Here is an 18227-nt window from a genome sequence, read left to right as displayed (position 1 = left end):
GAAACCGGCGCTTTATTTTTTCGGGGTTGATGATGCATCCGCGTGATTGATCGACTACAAGTTGTTTTATTTGTCAAGCGCTTTACCAATGATCATTTTTTACAGTGATATTCCGGATGCTTACAGAACATATCTTATAAACGTATATCTATATAACTATATAATCTTATGGCATCTCGCGTCATTTTTAAGCGTAAATATTTGAATATCTTGCCAAAATATTGATATTTCCTGTGTTGAAAAGGAATTGCGACAAGCAAGATACCGGATATACTTCACGTCCGCTGCTGTTCGAAGCCGGGGATCTGCAAATGATTTTCCACCCGGGCAAGGATCAATCCCGCAACCGACGTCATCAGCAGGTAAAAGATCCCGACAATCAGGAATACCTCGGTAAACCGAAAGGAGTTGGAGGCGATGATCTTCCCTTCGCCGGTAAGTTCGATGCAGGTCACCATGTAGGCCAAAGAAGAATATTTTATCAGATAGATAACCTCATTCCCGCAGCCGGGGAGGGCCCGGCGCACCGCCTGCGGCAGGATGATCGAGGCAATCATCCGGAATTTGCTGAACCCGAGCGACTCGGCGGCCAGCATCTGCCCCCGCTTGATCGACAAAAGCGCCCCCCGTACATATTCCGAATTGTAGGCGCCGCTGCAGAGGGAAAATCCCAAAACCGCGGCGACAAACGGGCTAAGATAGATGTTGAAATAGGGCAGGCCGAAATACCAGATGAAAAGCTGGATGACAAGCGGAATCCCCCGAAAAAGCACCGCATAGACATCGGCCGCCCTGCGGACGGGACGACTGCCGTATACCCTGAGAACCCCGGCGGCTATTCCGATTGTGAGGCCGAAGAGCGCCGAGGGGACGATCAGCTGCAGGCTGACTCCGAAGCCCCGGAAAAGGGCGGGCAGAACCTCTGTCTGGATATAAAGCAGCCACTCGGTCATCCGCGTTCCCCGTAAAGATCGGTAATTTTCGAGCAGAATTCGCGGGTTCGCGAATGTTCGGCGTTGTTGAAGATCTTGTCGGGCGTTCCCCGTTCGACGATAAGGCCGTCCTCCATAAAGATGATCTCGCTTGCCAGCGAACTGGCAAAGCCAATCTGGTGAGTTGCCATGATCATCGTCATCCCGTTCGTTCCCAAATCGCGGATGACCGCATGCACCTCGCCGATCAATTCCGGATCGAGGGCCGAGGTGGGCTCGTCCAAAAGCATCACCTCCGGATCCATGGCCAGCGCCCGGGCGATCGAGACCCGCTGTTTCTGACCCCCCGACAACTGGGCAGGGTATTTCTGCATGTGCTCTTTCAGGCCGACTCGCTCGAGCTCCAGCCTTGCGCGCGCCCCCGCCTCCACCTTGCCGATCCCCTTGACCCTGACAAGACCGATCCGGACATTTTCGAAGGCACTTAGGTGATCGAACAGGTTGAAATCCTGAAAAATCATCCCCACCTTCTGGCGATAGGCGTACAGCTCGCGCTTGCGCTCGGGATGGATTTCCCGCTCGTCTAACCAGACGCGCCCCTGATCCGGCTTCACCAAAAAATTGATGCAGTGCAGAAAGGTGCTCTTCCCCGCGCCGGAGGGGCCGATGAGAATTTTTAAATCGCCTTTGTCCACTTCCAGGGACACGCCCCTCAGCACTTCCCGCTGCCCATATCTTTTCGAGAGATTTTCAATCCGCAAAATAGGAGACGTCATATCACTCCTGAGTTCAATTATTTGAATAGCCGGGGATTCTTACCTTGTCTTCCAAAATCCGCAATCCCTTTACCCCCAGCCAGGTCAGGATCATGAAAATAACCCCCGCCGCAAAATAGAGCGGGAAATGCTGATAGGTTCTGGTCGCCACAAAATGCGTGCGCGCCATGATCTCGGCCACGCCGAGCGCGTAGGTAACCGCCGAATCCTTCAGCAGAATGGAGTATTCGTTGGAAAAGCCGGGGATGGAAAGCCGCAGCGCCTGGGGAATGATAATGAAACCAATCGCCGTAAAATCGCTCATCCCCAGCGCCCGCGCCGCCTTCAATTGCCCCTCCGGCAGCGCCTGAATCGCCCCACGAATTATCTGGGACTGGTAAGCAGAGCTGATGAGCCCCAGCACAATGATCGCGACGGCAAAGGCCGAGAGGTTGATCCCCAGCGCCGTGCAGAGCCCGAAGTAAAAGAGAAAAAGAAAAACAAGCAGCGGAATGCCGCGAAAAAACCAGACATAAACTCCGACGCTCCGGCGAATCGCCGCGCCGCCATAGACCTGTCCGGCCGCCAGCGGGACACCGATCAGAAAACCAAAGCTCAGTGCCCCGGCGACCACGGCGATGGTTACCAGTGAGCCCTGCAGCAGATAGGGGAGGGCGTCACTAATGGCAAGCAGACTTTCCGGCATTTAACAAAACCTTGAAAATTGGAAGGCCCCTTTCTGGAGGGGCCTTCCCGATACGCGCTTCTACGGAAAAAACGAAACGCACAATTTTAAAAGGCGTCGGCACGCTGAACTTCCGGCATCTGTCTTAAGAGTTTTTCTTCGCCCCGGTAATTCAGCATTTTTCAAAGCGCTGTTCTGATTTACTCCGCGCCAAAATTACTTGTCAAGGTAAGTCTTTTTCAGCTCAGCCCAGTAGGGCGACTTCATGAGTTTCTTCAGACCATCGTTGAGCTTTTTCAGAAACTCCTTGTCCTCCTTGCGCACTGCGTAGCCGAACTCCTCATCCTTCATCCCGAAACCGCCCAGAATCTTGACGGGCTTCTTTTTGACCGCATCGAGCGCCGGGGCGTCATCCATCGCGGCTGCAATAATCCGTCCGTTCACCACATCCTCGATTGCCATCGGCGCTGAATCATACTGGACGAGTTCGAACTTCTTGCCGCCCTTTTTGAGCATATTCTCGTCGATCCACTTGGCCTCGGTGGTGCCGCGCTGCACGCCGATCTTGTTGCCGTCGGCAAGGGCCTTCTCGGCGGTTACCGCGGCATCCTTCTTCGCAACGAGCACCTGTTTGATCTTCCAGTAGGCATTCGTAAAATCAACCTGTTTTTTGCGCTCCTCGGTAATGCTCATCCCGGAGGCAACGATGTCGATCTTTTTTGCCTTCAGGCTGGGGATAATGCCGTCCCAATCCATCGGCTGATGCTTGACCTTGAATTTCATCTCCTTGGCAATCCAGTCCAGCGCCTTGACGTCGAAGCCATCCGGATTGCCGGCCTTGTCAACATACGCAAAAGGCGGGAAATTGGCATCGATCCCGTTGATATAGACCTTTTCCGCGGCAACAGCCGAAACCGCAAGCGCCATGAAAACCGTCAACAACCCGAAAAAAACTCCCCAAATCGATTTTTTCTTCATAAACTCCACTCCCCTCAAAATTTAATTATAAAACCTTTGAATTTGTCCAACCTTCCGTCCGCGTGGTCATTCATTCTACGGGGCAATGGCGAAGCTTTTAGAGTTTCACCATCCCCGTTTCCGCCGCCCGGCTCATCTTCTGATAATGACCGGTTGCACATTGGGACAGAAGCTTAAACAAAATCGTTGCAACTGTCAAGATCAAGAAAAAGATGAGGATAAATTTCCCTTGACAATTGCGGGCGCTCTTCATACCATCCCCCCGTAAAATATGGTTTAGCCGGTTTTTTTAAGTTTCAGATCATGCCCGCGACAGACATTGCGAAGGATGAAAATCACTCTCGAAAAAGCCCTCTTCCGTTTAAGGAAAGGATGGCGGACGGGGTATTTTCATATTAAGGAACAGTGATGAAGCAAAGTATGAGATTTATGCAGGCAGGAATCCTGCTGTTGATTATGGCGGCTGCGCCCGCCCCACTTTTTGCCGATTCTTATACCTTGGAGGATCTCTGCCGAATCGCCCTGGTCTCCTCGGAAAAGTTGAAGCTCGCCGAGCAGAACATCGCGCTTGCGGAAATCGGCACCGAAAAGGCCCGCGCCTACCTGTATCCACGCCTGACGGCTGCCGCCGGCATGACACGGTATTCCGAACGTAAATTTACCAACGCCGGCAGCGTCTTGCAGCCGGAGAGCGCCTCCACCTGGGGCGTCAGGATGGACGAAACCCTTTCGCTCAGCGGCCGCGAGTTGACGGCGCTCGAAATTTCCCGGCAATCGCTGCTCAAAACCCGTTATGATGTCGAGGCGCTGCGCGATGATTACCTGATAGGCAATGTCGCGGCGGCCTATTACGACGTCCTGCTGGCCGGGCGTAATCTCGAGATCGCATCTGTGAATCTGGAGCGGTTGAGCCGCTATCGGGATGCGGCCGAAAAACGGCTGCGCATCGGCGATGTGACCAAAACGGCGCTGCTGCGTGCCGAAAGCGAGCTTTCCGGGGCAAAATCCGATCAGCTCCGGGCTCAAAATACCATCGAGCTGGCGATCGCCGTCCTGGCCAGCCAGGTAGGAATTAAGCCCCCCTTCACGCTCCAGCCGGAACCTGCCCGAAAAGTTGAGATCCCGGAACTGGACGAACTCCAGAAGCAAGCTCTCGTTCGTCGGGCGGAAATTAAAAGCCTAAGGATGCAAAAAAAGATGGCAAGCAGCCAGATCAGCTTTGCCCAAGGGGCGTTTCTGCCCTCGCTGACCGTTACCGGAGCGTATGCTGGCGCCGATCAGCAACCGGCTACCAACAGCCTCAACCGGGATAGTTTTTATGGGGGAATCGCCCTGAATTTTCCGCTTTTCGACGGTGGCCTCAGGAAGGCAGACGTTTCCGAGGCGAGGGTGCGCGAACGCCAGGCAGATCTGCGAATAGAGGATGCAAAAAAGGAGATTGCCATTGAGGTGAAGGCTGCCCACCTGGAGCTGACGACGCAGCAGGGCATCCTGCGCTTTCTCGAAGACCAACTGCTTTTTGCCCGCGAAAATTATCATGCGGTTTTTCGACAGTTTGAAGTAGGGCTGGCCAATAGCCTTGACTTGCTGGATGCCAATACGCTGCTGGTTTCAGCGGAAAGGAAGGCGGCAGCGACAGCTTATAGTCTCCAACTGGCATCGCTTCGTCTCAAAAAAGCCGCCGGTCTGCCGTGGGCCCTGGCGGCAGTTGTCATCCCGGCACCGGAAAAGTGAAACCCTCCTGACGGCGTACCGGCGCAAAGAATGATGAAAACGAAGTTTAATGTTCATAAAAAGATGTTGAATGCCCGTCGAGGTTGCCTGGAAGGAAACCATTTATATATCAATCACCAATTTATCGGCATGCATTTCGCGTGAAAACAAGAGGGAAAAATCAGCATTAGAAGGAGCGGTAAATGAGTAAAAACCGGATGTTCCCGGATCGACACGAGGCTCTGTCGCCAGATATCTTCAGCAATCGGCAGACCATCTTGATGCTAATCGTATTTATTATAATCGGCTTCATCGGCTGCACTAAACCGCCGGAAAAGGTTCGCAAACAGGCGGCGGTAAACGTGCGGGTGCAGGCAGCGGAGACACGCTCGCTCCGACCGTTCGTAGAATCAATAGGTTCGCTTGCACCCCGCGATCAAGTCACTGTCAGCTCCGAGTTGGACGGCATTCTCGCTTCAATTTCCGTTAATGAGGGCGACTTCGTCAAGAAGGGTCAGGCAATCGCCGAGATCCGGCCCACGGATTATCGGCTGGCGCTCGAACAGGCGGCTGCCCAGCTTGCCCAGAGTGAAACGGGCCTTGCCAACGCCAGGCAGGAGTATGAGCGCAAGGAGGCCCTCTACCGGGAGGAGCTTTTGACTAAGCAGCAATTTGACGATATAGCCGCGCGCGTCAAGCTGGCCGAGGCGGAGGTCGCCCGGGCCCACTCCGGACAAAACCTGGCAAAAGAACGGCTTGCCCGCACCAGAATCTTTTCCCCGCTTGCGGGAACCGTCAAGGAAAAAAGGGCAACGGCGGGCGATTACGTCCGCAATGGCTCCTTTTTGGCGTCAATCGTCCGGACCGATCTGCTGAAGCTGATCTTTTCCGTCTCCGAAAAGGATGTCGGAAGTCTAAAACTGGGACAGGATATTGTCTTCATTACTGATTCATTTCCCGATCACAAATTTCGCGGCCGGCTTTCCGCCATCCTGCCCGCCCTCGATGAGCGCACCCGCACCCTCCAGGTGGAGGCGCAGGTCGCCAATGCCGACGGACGTCTCAAGCCTGGCCTCTTTACGCGGATCACCCTTTATACCGGCCCCGCAAAGGAGCGGGTTGTCGTTCCTGTTACCGCCCTCATCTACGACAACTCCACAACAAAGCTTTTTGTCGTCGAGGGGGACAAGGCCAGGGAGAAAAACGTGAAAACAGGCCGCAAGTATGGCGAATACATGGAGATCGTCGCAGGCCTGCAGGATAAGGAGGTTGTCGTAATCGTGGGGCAGAACAATCTGATGGAAGGAGCGCCGGTTCATGTGGCTCGCTGACACCTCCGTCAAAAGACCGGTTTTTGCCACCATGTTCATCATGGCCTTGGTGGTATTGGGCGTGGTCAGTTATCCGGAAATCGGCGTCGATCTCTTTCCGAAGGTCGATTTCCCGATCGTGACCATTTCCACCCACCTCAATGGAGCAAGTCCCGAGGTGATTGACGTTGACATCACCGACAAGATCGAAGGGGCGGTAAATACGATTAACGGGGTAAAATCGATCACGTCGAGAAGCACCGAAGGAGGTTCGCGCATCACAGTGGAGTTCGTCCTGGAGCGGGACATCGATCTGGCCGTGCAGGATGTCCGGGAAAAGGTCGCGCTGATCCGCAACAAGCTCCCCGACGACATCGAAGAACCACGGATCGCGAAGGTAGATCCCGACGCAACGGCGGTAATGTGGCTGAATCTGGCCGGGCAGAAATCGGTCAGGGATATATCCACCTACGTCGATGAGGTGCTCAAGGAAAAACTCCAGCGGATAAACGGCGTCGGCGACATCCAGCTCTGGGGATTGCGGCTCCGGCAGGTGCGGGTCTGGCTCGACGCGCAAAGGCTCAAGGCCTACGGACTGACAGCCGGCGATATAGCTTCCGCCCTCAAAAGGCAGAACGTCGAACTGCCGGCCGGCCGGATCGAGAGCCTGACTAAGGAGTACACGGTCAAAATCAAAGGGGAATTCCCCAACGTCGCCGCTTTCAACGAGCTGGTCGTTGCCTATGACAAGGGCGCCCCGATCCGCCTGCGCGACGTCGGCCGGGCGGAAGACGGGATGGAGGAACAACGCTCCATAGTCCGCTTCAACGGCGAACCGGCGGTGGCAATGGGGATTCAGAAACAGTCGGGAACGAACACCGTCGCCGTCGTCAACGCGGTCAGGAAGGAAATTGAGAATATCCGCGCCACGCTGCCGCCGGGGATGACCCTCAACATCGCGATCGACCAGTCCAACTTCATTCGCCGCTCGATCGACGAGGTCAAAAAACACCTTGTTCTGGGAAGCCTGTTTGCCATTCTCGCCGTCTTCATCTTTCTGCGGAACGTCCGGACGACGCTGATCAGCGCCGTGGCGCTCCCGATCTCGATCATCTCCACCTTTGCGCTTTTGCGCGCCTTCGATTTCACCTTCAACAACATGACGATGCTTGCCCTCACCCTCTCCGTAGGCCTTTTGATCGACGACGCGATCATCGTCATCGAAAACATCTACCGGCATGTCGAAGAGGGAATGGCCCCGCGCGAGGCGGCGACATTTGCCACCTCGGAGATCGGCCTGGCCGTCATGGCGACTACCTTCGCGATCGTCGCGATCTTTCTGCCGGTCGCATTCATGAAGGGGATGATCGGCCGCTTTTTCATCCAGTTCGCGCTTACGGTCGTCTTTTCGGTGCTTATCTCGCTCTTGGTTTCCTTTACGCTGACGCCGATGCTTGCCTCTATCTTTCTCAAACGCGTTGATATTCATAAAGGCGCCGCTGCTGCTTCCCGCCCTGCCATAACCAGCCGCTTTTCCGCGCTCTTCGAAAACGGCTATAAGAAAGTGGAAACCGGCTACCGCCATGTCCTGAGCTTTTCGTTGAATCATCGAGGGCTAATGCTGATCGGAGCGCTTGTCCTTTTTGTCGGCAGCATTTACATGACCCGCTTCCTCGGCAAGGAGTTCACCCCTCCGGAAGATCAGGGGCAGTTCATCGTCCGTCTCGAGGCGCCGATCGACTACTCGGTCGCCAAGGCGGATGAACTATTCCGTCCGGCGGAGCAGATCGTCCGGGGAATGCCGGAGGTACGGGCGGTTTATTACGTTCAGGGAATCGGGGGGACGGTGTATCGGGCGCTGATGATGGTCTCGCTGAAGCCGAAAAGCGAGCGCGCCAAAACTCAAATGGATCTGAAAAAGGAAATTCGTCAAAGATTACGCCAATTCCCCGGCCTTAAAGCCTCGGCCGAGGATTTTTCGATGATCGGCGGCGGGCAGCGGCAGGTGCCGATCCAGTACAGCATCCGGGGAAACGATATCGAGGCGCTTCGGGATTATACCCGGCAGATTTCCTCGACATTGGCAAAAAAACAGGGATTCGTCGATATTGACACCTCGCTCGAAATGGGAAAACCGGAGCTGAAGGTGACAATCGACCGCGACAAGGCTGCCGATCTCGGCGTTGACGTGGCGACTATTGCCGAAGCGATCAACCTGCTCGTCAGCGGCGAGGCGGAGGTTACCAAGTTCAAGGACGACAGCCGGGGCAAGCGCTACGACCTGCGCATCCGCCTCAATCCCGAAGACAGGCGCAATCCCGACGACCTCGGTCTGCTTTACGTGCGCTCAAAGAGCGGGAACCTCGTTGAGCTGCGCAACCTGATCCGGATTCACGAGGGAGGCGGGCCCAGCGTCATCAACCGGGTTGACCGGCAGCGGGCAATCACCCTCTTCGCCAGTCTGGAAGACAAACCGCTGGGCGCGGCCATGACCGATTTGAACGAAATCGCCGCGGGCATCCTGCCCCCCGACTACATCCCCAAATACAGCGGGCAAGCAGATACAATGGCGGAATCTTTCGGCTTTCTAACGTTCGCGATCATGCTTGGGGTGGGCATGGCCTACATGGTGCTGGCCGCCCAGTTCGAAAGTTTTGTCCATCCGTTCACGGTGCTGCTGGCTATGCCCCTTTCCTTTATCGGGGCCTTCGGCGCGCTGCTTTTAACCGGGCAGACTCTGAGCATTTTCAGTTTCATCGGCTTGATTCTGTTAATGGGGCTCGTCAAGAAAAACGCGATCCTCCTTGTCGATTACGCAAACATTTTACGAGAACGCGGCTATTCCAAACGCGAGGCAATCCTCCATGCCGGCCCGGTCCGGCTGAGGCCGATTCTGATGACAACCTTTGCGATGGTTTTCGGGATGATTCCGGTTGCCTTCGGGGTGGGGGAAGGGGCCGAGACAAGGGCGCCGATGGGGATCGCGGTGATCGGCGGCCTGCTGACATCCCTCTTTCTGACCTTGGTCGTGGTTCCTGCCGCCTACGACCTTTTTGACGACTTCCAGAATTTCTTCACGCGGAACAAAAAAGTGAAAAGCGGCATAGTAAAAAAGGACGTCATTTATAAAATGACGCAGAAAGGTGAAAAACCATGAAGATGTGCATGCTTGTCTATGCAGAGGCAGCCGATGAGCTGGTAATTGCGGTTGTCAAGGAAGCGGGAATCAACGGTTACACCAAGATGGTCGAGGCCCGCGGCGAGGGAACCCAAACCGAACCGAAGCTGGGCACGCACATCTGGCCCGGTAAAAATAATGTCCTTTTTTTCACCCTTCCTGATGAGGAACTCCCGCTTATCCGTAAATATATCGGCGAGTTGGAAAGCGAAAGTCCCCATGCCGGCGTCCGCCTTTTCATCATGCCGCTGGATGAGACTCTGTAGCGGTTGCTATTTTACTCTCTTATGGTTATGATACATGGATGAAAAATAAATACTCCTTCAAAATAATCGTCTTTCTGCTGTTTGCCCTGGCCTTCCTGACTTTCACGTCAATGGCTGCGGCAGCCGATGCCGCCTTTCCGAAACCAGCGGGGGCGATCAACGACTTCGCCGGCGTAATTCCGGACGCCTATAAAGCCCCAATGGAAAATATCGCCCGGGAAATTTTTCAAAGCACGGGAACGGCTCTGGTTGTCGCCACCGTACCCACAATCGGGGAGGGCGACCTGAACGACTATGCCAACCGCCTTTACCAGTCGTGGGGAATCGGGAAAAAAGGCGAGGACAAGGGGGCGCTGATCCTTCTGACCGTAAAGGAAAGGCGGGTTCGCATCGAAACAGGTTACGGGGTGGAGGGCATCCTGCCCGACGGCCTGACCGGCGAAATTCTCGATCAGTACGCCGTTCCCAATTTTCGCGCCGGCGATTACGGCAAGGGCCTTTATGAAACATTATCGATTATTGCCACGATCGTCGCCAAAGACGCCGGCGTAACCATCGGCGCCGGAGGCGTAAACAGCCCGCCCCAACGGCAGGCGAGACCGCAAAGAAAAATAAGCATTTTCCAATTATTATTGCTGATTGTCGCCGCGGGATTTCTCCTCGGGACAAAACAGGGCCGGGCCATGCTGCCCTGGATTCTGCTGTTGCTGATGACCAGCGGCGGCGGGGGAAGGCGCGGCGGCGGCGGCGGTTTCGGCGGCGGCTTCGGCGGGTTTGGCGGCGGGATGAGCGGCGGGGGCGGCTCGAGCCGCGGATTCTGAAAAAGGGGGTGGCACATGTCCAAAATACCGAAAAAACCTGAAGATATTTTCCCTGTTATCATCGCTGACTGCCAGGCGGTTTTTGGCGATGAACTGCTGTCAATTATTCTTTACGGCAGCGGTGCCGGGGCTGATTACCTGCCCGGCAAATCGGACCTCAATTTCATGATAACCCTGACCGAAAAGGGCGTCGAATCGCTGGAAAACGCTATGGAAATTGTCAAGAGGTGGAGCAAAAGCGCGGTAGCGCAGCCCCTCTTCTTCACCCCTTCTTACATATCCGGCGCCCTGGACTCGTACCCGGTGGAATTCTTGAACATCAAACACCGCTACAGGCTCGTTTACGGCGAAGACCTGCTGGCGCCGCTTACGTTCGACAATAAGTACGTCCGTCTCCAGATCGAGCGGGAACTCCGCGGAAAACTACTGCATTTGCGGACAGGCTGGCTGGCGACGGAAGGAAAACCTAGAAAAATCAAGGAGCTGATCGGCCTTTCGCTGACCTCTTTCATCTCCCTCTTCGGCGCCCTGCTCTATATGAAAGGTATGGAAATTCCCGACAATAAACGAGACATTATAACTGCCGCAGGGGATGCCTTTGGTTTCAACGCGCACGTCTTTCTTAATTGCGAGGATGTCCGGAGGGGGGCCGATCATTTTTCCGCAGCGGAAATAAAAACGCTCTTCCAAAACTATTTGCTGTCCGTCGGCCGCCTCTGCAAACAGATAGACCGGCTGGAAGTGTAAATCAACGAATATAAAAAAACACAGGAGGATGTTATGACAAGTGGAAAGAAAATATTATTGATCGCCGTCATCGTGATCGTGTTGTTGGTCGGCGCCTTTTACTCCTTTTTCAAGGGCACGTACAACCAGTTCGTCACCCTTGACGAGGGGGTCAAGGCGTCCTGGGCGCAGGTGGAAAATCAGCTCCAGCGCCGATACGACCTGATCCCGAATCTGGTGGAAACGGTCAAGGGCTATGCGAAACAGGAAAAGGACGTGCTTGTCGAGGTGACCAACGCGCGCGCCCGGGTAGGCGGGGCGTCAAACGTTCCCGATAAAATAAAGACCAATAACGAGCTTACCGGCGCCTTGAGCAGGCTTTTGGTCGTTGTCGAAAAGTACCCGGATTTAAAGTCCAATGTAAATTTTCTGCGGCTCCAGGATGAGCTGGCCGGAACGGAAAACCGGATCGCCGTCGAGAGAAAGCGTTACAACGAAGCGGTACAAACCTACAACGTGCTGATCCGCAGCTTCCCCGCCAATATGGTGGCCGGGATGTTCGGCTTCACAAAGGCCGCCTTCTTTGAGGCGCCGGCGGCCGCCCAAGCCGTGCCACAGGTAAAATTTCAATAAAATAGAGGAAAAAGGAGATTCTGCATGACGAAGTACGTATTCACGTTCGGCGGCGCCGCCGCCGAGGGCAAGGCAAGCGACAAGAATCTTTTGGGAGGCAAGGGCGCCAATCTCGCCGAGATGTGCGCGCTGGGGATTCCCGTGCCGGCGGGCTTCACAATCAGCACGGAGTGCTGCACCGCCTATTACGAAAATGACTGCAAACTTCCCGGAGAGCTGAAAGAACAGGTTCCCGCCGCCCTCAGGCAAACAGAGGCGATCATGGCGATGAAATACGGAGACCCGGTCAATCCGCTGCTTGTCTCCTGCCGCTCCGGGGCGCGCTCCTCCATGCCCGGCATGATGGACACCGTTTTGAATGTGGGACTCTGCACCGCGACCATCCCCGGGATGATTGCCAAGACCGGAAACCCTCGCTTCGTCTGGGATTCTTACCGCAGGCTGATCATGATGTACGCCGACGTCGTCATGGAAAAGGCGGAAGGGCTGGAACCGGCAACGGGAAAGGGCATCCGCAAGCTGCTCGATGAAAAACTCGACGAGGTGAAACACCGCCGAGGCTATTTGTCCGATACGGAGCTTACCGCCGAGGAACTTCAGAAACTCGCGGAAGATTTCAAGAAACTGATCGAAAAACACCTTGGCAAACCCTTTCCCGACGACCCGCTGGAGCAGTTGTGGGGGGCAATCGCGGCGGTCTTCAAGAGCTGGAACGGGAAAAAGGCCATTTCTTACAGGCGGATAGAGGGCATCCCGGACGACTGGGGAACCGCCGTCAACGTCCAGGCAATGGTCTTCGGCAACATGGGCGACTCTTCCGCAACGGGAGTGGCCTTCACCCGCGACCCCGCCACCGGGGACAACAAGTTCTACGGCGAGTGGCTCGTCAACGCCCAGGGCGAAGACGTCGTCGCCGGGATCCGCACCCCGAGTCCGATCAACGACGACACCAAAAACGAACAGAACAAACACCTTGTCAGCCTCCAGCACGCCATGCCGGAAACCTACGAGGAGCTGGACGACATCCGCAATAAACTCGAAAAGAACTACCGGGATATGCTCGATATCGAATTCACCATCCAGGAGGGAAAGCTCTGGATGCTCCAGTGCCGCGTCGGCAAACGCACCGGCATTGCCTCCCTGAACATGGCCCTCGATATGCTTGAGGCGGGACTCATCGACGAAAAAACAGCCGTTACGCGCGTTAACCCGGTGCAGTTGGTTGAGCTGCTCTATCCGATAATCGACACTAGTGCCGAAGCCAGACACGCAGCCATTGCCAAGGGGCTTCCGGCCGGGCCGGGAGCGGCATCCGGGGCGCTTGTCTTCACCGCCGAAGACGCAGTGGCCTCCGCCCGGGCCGGCAGGAAGTGCCTCCTGATCCGCGAAGAAACAAACCCGGAGGACGTCGAAGGGATGCGGGCGGCAGTCGGCATCCTCACCGCCCGGGGCGGCATGACGTCGCATGCGGCCCTCGTTGCCCGCGGCTGGGGAAAATGCTGCATCGTCGGCGCCGGCTGCCTGCAGGTGGACGCCAAAACCAAAACCGCAAAAATCAGCGGTTCCTCTATCGTCTTGAAAGAAGGCGACATCGTCACGCTGAACGGCACACGGGGGCATGTTTACCGAGGCGCTCTCCCAATGATGGATGCGACCGAAAACCCCCGTTTCCAGCAGTTCATGACCCTCGCGGACAAGTTTCGCACAATGGGCGTCCGCACCAACGCCGACACCCCAAGGGACGCAACCGTCGCCCGCGCCTTCGGCGCCGAGGGGATCGGGCTTTTGCGCACCGAGCACATGTTCTATGGCGAAGGCTCCGCTGAGCCCCTCTTCTTCCTGCGCAAGATGATTTTGAGCAATACCGGGGAAGAAAGAAAAGCCGCCCTGAACGAACTTTATCCATTCGTCAAGGCCTCCATCAAAGGGACGCTCAAGGCTATGGAGGGGCTCCCGGTAACAATCAGGCTCCTCGACCCGCCGCTGCACGAATTCGTACCGCAAGACGCCGAAAAGCAGGCAGAGCTTGCCCGCTCGCTTGCAATAACCCCGGAGGAGGTAAAAAAACGGGGCGAGGAACTCCACGAATCAAACCCGATGATGGGGCACCGCGGGGTTCGCCTCGGCATCACCTACCCGGAAGTCACCGAGATGCAGGTGCGCGCGATCTTCGAGTCAGCGGCAGAACTTGTCGCAGAGGGCAGAAAATGCCTGCCGGAGATCATGGTGCCTGTCACCTGCGACGTCTCCGAGACCGAAACGACCAAGCGGGTAACCGACCGCATCTACAAGGAGGTCATGGAAAAATTCGGGATGAAGGAACTGGAGTACAAATACGGCACAATGATCGAGATCCCTCGCGCCGCGCTTTTATCCGACCGGATGGCGAAGAACTGCGAATTCTTCTCGTTCGGCACCAACGACCTGACCCAGATGACCTTCGGCTTCAGCCGCGACGACATCGGCGGCTTCATGCATGATTACCTTGACAAAAAACTCCTCCCCGCCGATCCGTTCCAGACGATCGATCGCGACGGCGTCGGCCAGTTGATCAAGATATCCGTCGAAAGAGGACGTGCGACTCGCCCGAATCTCAAGATAGGCATCTGCGGAGAACACGGGGGAGACCCGGCCTCCGTCGAGTTCTGTTATGAACTGGGCCTCACCTATGTAAGCTGCTCCCCGTTCCGGGTGCCGATTGCCCGCCTCGCCGCCGCCCAGGCGGCGATCAAGGCCGGAAAAGCGGCAGCATAATCGCCTGCCCTTGCGAGGCGCACAGAGACGGAGAATGAAAATGCGGGGCGAACCCATCCCCACCCTTGCCCTCCCCTTGAAGGGGAGTGAATATAAACGCAATAAATTCAATATTTTGAAAGCATCGTTTTCAACGGTAATTTCACGGCGCGTTCATAACCTCAGACACCTTGCGGCTCAGCGCCTCCATCGAAAACGGCTTCTGCAGGAAACCCCGACAGCCGCGGGCGAGTATCTCCTTGGCCTGGCCGTTGATGCTGTAACCGCTGGAAAGGAGTACCTTTACATTCGGATCGATCTCCTTCAAGCGGTCAAAAACAGCGCCGCCCCCCACCTCCGGCATAATCATATCCTGAATCACCAGATCGATCTTTTCCACCTCCCCTGCCCCGTTTTTGACGGCGGTGAATTTTGCGATCGCTTCACTGCCGTCGGCAACAGTCAAAACCTTATACCCCATGGCTTCCAGCATCACTTTTCCGACATCCAGAATCATCTGCTCGTCATCGACCAGGAGGATAGTTCCCTCTCCTGCGATAAATCCCGCTTCTCTTCCGGATTTCGGTTCAATTTTTGCCGTCCCGGAATTGCTTGCCGGCAGGTAAATATTGAAGGATGCGCCCTTGCCTGGTTCACTGTAAACGTTAATAAAGCCGCCATGATTTTTAATTATCCCGTAAACGGAGGCAAGGCCGAGCCCGGTGCCTTTTCCCCTTTCCCGGGTTGTAAAAAACGGCTCAAATATCCTTTTTTTCGTGGCTTCGTCCATTCCCTGGCCCGTGTCCATAACTGAAACCACAACATACCTGCCGGTACTGATATCGAAGGGCCTTACAAAATTATCATCGATAATGACATTTTTGGCATTCAGATAAAGCTGGCCCCCGGTGGGCATCGCCTGACCGGCATTGACGAAGAGATTCATCAACACCTGCTCCATCTGGGAACGATCAGCCTCGACCTTCCATAGATCCGGCTCAGACTTTATCTCTATCACTATGTCCTTTCTGGTGTCGCCAAAAAGCTCCCCCTCTTCCTTCAGTATCTCACCTAAATCATGTTGCTTGACCTCGTACTTCCCGCCCCGGGCAAACCCTAAAAGCTGCCTCGTCAGGTTTGCCCCCCTGCCCACCAGCGCTTCGATGTTCTCGATGTTCCGGCGCAGCTTGTCATCCAGGCCCGCATTGAGGAGGGCAAGCGAAACGTTACCCTGGATTCCCATCAGCATGTTGTTGAAATCATGGGCAATGCCGCCGGCGAGGAGACCGATTGCCTCCATCTTCTGCGCCTGCTGAAGATGCGCCTCCAGCTTCTTCTTTTGCGTTATGTCCGAAAGCGACGCAACCATCCCCGCCGGCTCTCCCTTCGAGTCGAGGATCAACGCGGCGCTTACATAAATATCAAGAATTGTTCCATCCTTGGTCAGACGCGTTGTTTCCATCGTTATGGGCGTCGGCTCTTTCCTCCTGAACAGTTCCCTGATGGGTCCCACTGTTTTGTCCCTCTGATCATCCGGTACAAAAGGAATCGTTTTCCCCTGCAAATCGTCCAGCGTCCAACCGAAAATGTTGGTGAAAGCCCTGTTGATAAAACGAACACGCCCGGCCGGATCGTAAGCCACAATCGGATTGGGGGAGGCATCCAGCACCGCCCGCATATTTTCCTCGCTTTTCCGGATCGCCCTGCCGGCAAGAATACGTTCGGTGACATCCCGGGCGATGCCGCTGATAAAAGGCTCACCCTGCGGGGGACGGACAAGATCGCTTTTGTACTCGAGATAGACAATATCTTTGTCCTTGGTAAAATAGGCGGATGTCCCCTCATAATGTCCCAGTTTCATGATCGTTTCCAGGTATTCGGTTTCAAAAAGAGGGGCCATCTCCGGTTTCATGAAATCGGTAGTTTTTCTCCCGATAAATTCATAGTCGGCATAACCAAAGAAATCAAACATCGCCCTGTTCGCCGAGAGAAAACGACCCTCAAAATCCTGAGTGTAGATCAGATCGGAAACGGAATTGTAAAGTTGCCCGAAGCGTTGTTCGGAAAGCGCCCTCTCCTGCTCCGCCCTTTTCTGCTCCGAGAGGTCCCTTACCCAGACCTGGATGCCCGGCTCATTTTCGATCTTTATAACCCGGGCCGAGATCTCCCCCGCAAAAGAAGATCCGTCCTTCCGCAACAGCTTTACCTCATAGCGCGGCGTCACAACCTCGCCTTTCAGGCGCGCTATGGCTCTCTCCTTTGTAATTTGGCGATATTCGGGAGCATAGATGCGCCAATGCTCCTCCTTGAGCAACTCGTTTTCCTCGTAGCCCAGCATCTCGCAAAGGCGCTGATTAACGAAGATTATCTTCAGGCCCTTCTGGACGAATATCCCTTCAAAGCTCCCCTCGACAAGATTCCGGTATCGTTCTTCTGTCTTCAACAGGGCATTCTCGCGATTGGCTATTTCCTCGACCATCCCTTTGAATCCGTCCGCCAGCAAATCTATTTCCGGATAACTGGGCAGCATATCTTCGAGCCGGTAGTCCCCCTCGGCAATCTTTTTTGCGGCGGCAACCAGACCGGACACGGACCGCAGGGGTTTTTTTAAAACCAGAGCGGCTAAAAGCAATGCCAGCAAGGCCACGGCCGCCACACTCGCCAGATAGATGGTTCTCATTTCCGCAATCTTGCCAAAAGCATCTTCCTTGGACTGGGCTACCAACACCACCCAGCCGGTGGCGGAGGCAATCGCCGTGCTGCCAATTTTTTGTTGATTGCGGAAAATGTAGGGAAAGGTTCCGGTTTCACCGTTTAAGGCCCGCCTGACCGGTTCGGCCTGCTTGATGTTTACGCGCTCGTCAACAAGCCGCTGTTCGTGATGGGCAATGATGTTGCCGAGCCGGTCGAAGACGACGGCATAACCGGTCTTTCCGATGCTGACCTTATTGATAATGCCTTTAAGCTCGGCAAGGTTGAGATAGCCTAAGGCAACCGTCTCTTTCCCGGGCAGGGCCACGGCGATTGTCGGCAAATCGGTCAACAAGGAGGGGAAGGTATCCGAAAAGACAACCTGCCCCGTTGCCAGAGCTTCCCGGAAAAAGGGCTGTCCGGATATATCCGTGTTTATCCGCTCTTTTTGGAAAGGCCCCGTATATCTTATTCTACCTTGCCGATCGACTAATTCAATCCGTTCAAAAACAGCGAACCGACCCTGCAGCAGGCGCAGGAAATCATCATGATTGACGCCTTGCCGCGTGTATCCACTGCGGTCGTTGACAAGCGCCAGAACCCGGAGCGGTTCGGCGATGAATCTGTCTATTTCTCCCGACAGTGCAAGGGCAATCTGTACGTTTCTATTGGATATATCCTGCTCTATCGTTCTGGAAAATATCTGGAGAGCAATGGCGCCGACCAGCGCCAGGGGCACAATGGCCACAAGAATGAAGTTTAACGTCAAGACTTTCCTGATTGTAAAACGGCTGCGCATCATGGAA

13 protein-coding genes are annotated in these 18227 nt (G+C 55.1%); 8 read left to right on the top strand and 5 right to left on the bottom strand.

Annotated features, from left to right (window positions below; all coding sequences use genetic code 11):
* Positions 1–275 precede the first annotated feature (275 nt).
* The 4 genes from K0B01_09270 to K0B01_09255 form a co-directional block, all read right to left on the bottom strand.
* On the bottom strand, positions 276–953 hold the full coding sequence (locus K0B01_09270) for an amino acid ABC transporter permease (GenBank protein ID MBW6486324.1): 678 nt from the start codon (positions 951–953) through the stop codon (positions 276–278).
* The gene (locus tag K0B01_09265) at positions 950–1708 is read right to left on the bottom strand and encodes an amino acid ABC transporter ATP-binding protein (GenBank protein MBW6486323.1); all 759 of its coding nucleotides are present in this window, start codon (positions 1706–1708) and stop codon (positions 950–952) included. Before K0B01_09265 ends, K0B01_09270 begins: the two co-directional genes overlap by 4 nt.
* A gap of 13 nt (positions 1709–1721) precedes the next feature.
* A complete protein-coding gene (locus K0B01_09260; protein MBW6486322.1) occupies positions 1722–2393 on the bottom strand; it encodes an amino acid ABC transporter permease in 672 nt (223 codons plus the stop codon).
* Positions 2394–2588: 195 nt separating this feature from the next.
* The gene (locus K0B01_09255) at positions 2589–3350 is read right to left on the bottom strand and encodes an ABC transporter substrate-binding protein (protein ID MBW6486321.1); all 762 of its coding nucleotides are present in this window, start codon (positions 3348–3350) and stop codon (positions 2589–2591) included.
* 420 nt (positions 3351–3770) lie between these two features.
* Here K0B01_09255 and K0B01_09250 point away from each other — a divergent pair, with 420 nt between their 5' ends.
* The 8 genes from K0B01_09250 to ppdK all read left to right on the top strand — a co-directional run bounded on the left by K0B01_09250 (position 3771) and on the right by ppdK (position 14751).
* The gene (locus tag K0B01_09250) at positions 3771–5084 is read left to right on the top strand and encodes a TolC family protein (GenBank protein ID MBW6486320.1); all 1314 of its coding nucleotides are present in this window, start codon (positions 3771–3773) and stop codon (positions 5082–5084) included.
* Positions 5085–5266: 182 nt separating this feature from the next.
* On the top strand, positions 5267–6394 hold the full coding sequence (locus K0B01_09245; protein ID MBW6486319.1) for an efflux RND transporter periplasmic adaptor subunit: 1128 nt from the start codon (positions 5267–5269) through the stop codon (positions 6392–6394).
* Complete coding sequence (locus tag K0B01_09240; protein ID MBW6486318.1) at positions 6381–9530, top strand: efflux RND transporter permease subunit; 3150 nt, start codon at positions 6381–6383, stop codon at positions 9528–9530. Before K0B01_09245 ends, K0B01_09240 begins: the two co-directional genes overlap by 14 nt.
* Entirely contained in the window at positions 9527–9817 is a 291-nt protein-coding gene (locus K0B01_09235) for a hypothetical protein (protein ID MBW6486317.1), read from the top strand. The genes K0B01_09240 and K0B01_09235 overlap by 4 nt, the downstream gene beginning before the upstream one ends.
* A gap of 38 nt (positions 9818–9855) precedes the next feature.
* Positions 9856–10638, top strand: a complete 783-nt coding sequence (locus K0B01_09230; GenBank protein MBW6486316.1) for a TPM domain-containing protein — start codon at positions 9856–9858, stop codon at positions 10636–10638.
* A 15-nt stretch (positions 10639–10653) separates the two neighbouring features.
* Complete coding sequence (locus tag K0B01_09225) at positions 10654–11385, top strand: hypothetical protein (GenBank protein MBW6486315.1); 732 nt, start codon at positions 10654–10656, stop codon at positions 11383–11385.
* Between the two features lie 33 nt (positions 11386–11418).
* Complete coding sequence (locus K0B01_09220) at positions 11419–11997, top strand: LemA family protein (GenBank protein ID MBW6486314.1); 579 nt, start codon at positions 11419–11421, stop codon at positions 11995–11997.
* 24 nt (positions 11998–12021) lie between these two features.
* Positions 12022–14751, top strand: a complete 2730-nt coding sequence (gene ppdK / locus K0B01_09215; GenBank protein ID MBW6486313.1) for a pyruvate, phosphate dikinase — start codon at positions 12022–12024, stop codon at positions 14749–14751.
* A gap of 142 nt (positions 14752–14893) precedes the next feature.
* Here ppdK and K0B01_09210 read toward each other — a convergent pair whose 3' ends face one another.
* Entirely contained in the window at positions 14894–18223 is a 3330-nt protein-coding gene (locus K0B01_09210) for a PAS domain S-box protein (protein ID MBW6486312.1), read from the bottom strand.
* Positions 18224–18227: the final 4 nt, after the last annotated feature.

It is taken from the genome of Syntrophobacterales bacterium, assembly GCA_019429105.1.
GTDB lineage: Bacteria > Desulfobacterota > Syntrophia > Syntrophales > UBA5619 > DYTH01.
The sequence above is the reverse complement of the archived record's forward strand: the minus strand, read 5'-3'. Positions and strand labels throughout refer to the sequence as shown.